Origin of the sequence: Alishewanella jeotgali KCTC 22429 (genome assembly GCF_000245735.1) — a bacterium.
In the GTDB taxonomy this organism is placed as follows: domain Bacteria; phylum Pseudomonadota; class Gammaproteobacteria; order Enterobacterales; family Alteromonadaceae; genus Alishewanella; species Alishewanella jeotgali.
Map to the genome: position 1 here is coordinate 1 of NZ_AHTH01000007.1, position 2,961 is coordinate 2,961.

General features: G+C 51.9%; 1 rRNA gene. It reads right to left on the reverse strand.

Annotated elements, in window-relative coordinates:
- Window positions 1-57 precede the first annotated feature (57 nt).
- Window positions 58-2,943: ribosomal RNA gene (locus AJE_RS19050) — 23S ribosomal RNA — on the reverse strand.
- Window positions 2,944-2,961: the final 18 nt, after the last annotated feature.

Below are 2,961 nucleotides of genomic sequence, written 5' to 3' on the forward strand. Positions count from 1 at the left end.
TTAGCAAGCTGATTGTATGCACACTGTATTCTTTCTTTAAAACATCTTGGGCGTTGTATGGTTAAGCCTCTCGGGCAATTAGTATGAGTTAGCTCAACGCCTCGCAGCGCTTCCACACCTCACCTATCAACGTTGTGGTCTCCAACGACCCTTTAGTACCCTCAGGGGGTAAGGGATAACTCATCTTGTGGCCGGCTTCCCGCTTAGATGCTTTCAGCGGTTATCCGTTCCGAACATAGCTACCGGGCAGTGCCATTGGCATGACAACCCGAACACCAGCGGTTCGTTCACTCCGGTCCTCTCGTACTAGGAGCAACTCCACTCAATTATCCAACGCCCACGGCAGATAGGGACCGAACTGTCTCACGACGTTCTAAACCCAGCTCGCGTACCACTTTAAATGGCGAACAGCCATACCCTTGGGACCGACTTCAGCCCCAGGATGTGATGAGCCGACATCGAGGTGCCAAACACCGCCGTCGATATGAACTCTTGGGCGGTATCAGCCTGTTATCCCCGGAGTACCTTTTATCCGTTGAGCGATGGCCCTTCCATACAGAACCACCGGATCACTATGACCTACTTTCGTACCTGCTCGACGTGTCTGTCTCGCAGTTAAGCTGGCTTCTACCATTACACTAACCGTACGATGTCCGACCGTACTTAGCCAACCTTCGTGCTCCTCCGTTACGCTTTAGGAGGAGACCGCCCCAGTCAAACTACCCACCAGACACTGTCCGCAATCCCGGTTCAGGGACCTACGTTAGAACATCAAACATACAAGGGTGGTATTTCAAGGACGGCTCCACCAGGACTAGCGTCCCAGCTTCAAAGCCTCCCACCTATCCTACACATGTAGGGTCAATGTTCAGTGCCAAGCTATAGTAAAGGTTCACGGGGTCTTTCCGTCTAGCCGCGGGTATACGGCATCTTCACCGCAATTTCAATTTCACTGAGTCTCGGCTGGAGACAGCCTGGCCATCATTACACCATTCGTGCAGGTCGGAACTTACCCGACAAGGAATTTCGCTACCTTAGGACCGTTATAGTTACGGCCGCCGTTTACCGGGGCTTCGATCAAGAGCTTCGCTTGCGCTAACCCCATCAATTAACCTTCCGGCACCGGGCAGGTGTCACACCCTATACGTCCACTTACGTGTTTGCAGAGTGCTGTGTTTTTAATAAACAGTTGCAGCCAGCTGGTCACTGCGACTCTCATATGCTTACAGCGCAAGGCCTTCACACACAAGAGCGTACCTTCTCCCGAAGTTACGGTACTATTTTGCCTAGTTCCTTCAGCCGAGTTCTCTCAAGCGCCTTGGTATGCTCTACCTGACCACCTGTGTCGGTTTAGGGTACGGTCACCAATACCTGAAGCTTAGAGGCTTTTCCTGGAAGCAGAGCGTCAGCAACTTCGTCACCGTAGTGACTCGTCTCGTGTCTCAGTCTTAGAGAAGCGGATTTACCTACCTCTCCAACCTACGCACTTTCACGCGGACTACCAACGCCGCGCTTGCCTAGCTTTCTCCGTCCCCCCATCGCAGTATTGGCCGGTACGGGAATATTAACCCGTTTCCCATCGACTACGCCTTTCAGCCTCGCCTTAGGGGCCGACTCACCCTACCCTGATTAGCATGGGATAGGAACCCTTGGTCTTTCGGCGGGGAAGTTTTTCACTCCCCTTATCGTTACTCATGTCAGCATTCGCACTTCTGATACCTCCAGCATGCCTCCCGGCACACCTTCGCAGGCTTACAGAACGCTCCTCTACCACTCATGCAATGCATGAATCCGCAGCTTCGGTGGATGATTTTAGCCCCGTTACATCTTCCGCGCAGGCCGACTCGACTAGTGAGCTATTACGCTTTCTTTAAAGGGTGGCTGCTTCTAAGCCAACCTCCTAGCTGTCTATGCCTTCCCACATCGTTTTCCACTTAATCATCACTTTGGGACCTTAGCTGGCGGTCTGGGTTGTTTCCCTTTTCACGACGGACGTTAGCACCCGCCGTGTGTCTCCCGAGTAGTACTCACCGGTATTCGGAGTTTGCATGGGGTTGGTAAGTCGGGATGACCCCCTAGCCCAAACAGTGCTCTACCCCCGGTGGTATTCGCTCGAGGCGCTACCTAAATAGCTTTCGAGGAGAACCAGATATCTCCGAGCTTGATTAGCCTTTCACTCCAAGCCACAAGTCATCCCCTACTTTTTCAACAGTAGTGGGTTCGGTCCTCCAATTAGTGTTACCCAATCTTCAACCTGCTCATGGCTAGATCGCCCGGTTTCGGGTCTACACCCTGCAACTAGTTCGCCCAGTTAAGACTCGGTTTCCCTACGGCTCCCCTATTCGGTTAACCTCGCTACAGAATGTAAGTCGCTGACCCATTATACAAAAGGTACGCAGTCACCCAACAAAGTGGGCTCCCACTGCTTGTACGTACACGGTTTCAGGTTCTATTTCACTCCTCTTACAGAGGTTCTTTTCGCCTTTCCCTCACGGTACTGGTTCACTATCGGTCAGTCAGGAGTATTTAGCCTTGGAGGATGGTCCCCCCATCTTCAAACAGGATACCACGTGTCCCGTCCTACTCGTTTTCACTATAAAGGTGTTGTCGTGTACGGGGCTATCACCCTGTATCGCTCAGCTTTCCAGATGATTCCACTAACACCAATCTAGCTTAAGGGCTAGTCCGCGTTCGCTCGCCGCTACTAACGGAATCTCGGTTGATTTCTTTTCCTCGGGGTACTTAGATGTTTCAGTTCTCCCGGTTTGCCTCCTTAACCTATGTATTCAGTTAAGGATAGTGAGTAAACTCACTGGGTTTCCCCATTCGGATATCTACGGTTCAGCGCCTCTTACCGGCTCCCCATAGCTTTTCGCAGGTTAGTACGTCCTTCATCGCCTCTGACTGCCAAGGCATCCACCGTGTACGCTTAGTCACTTAACCATACAACCCCAAAATGTC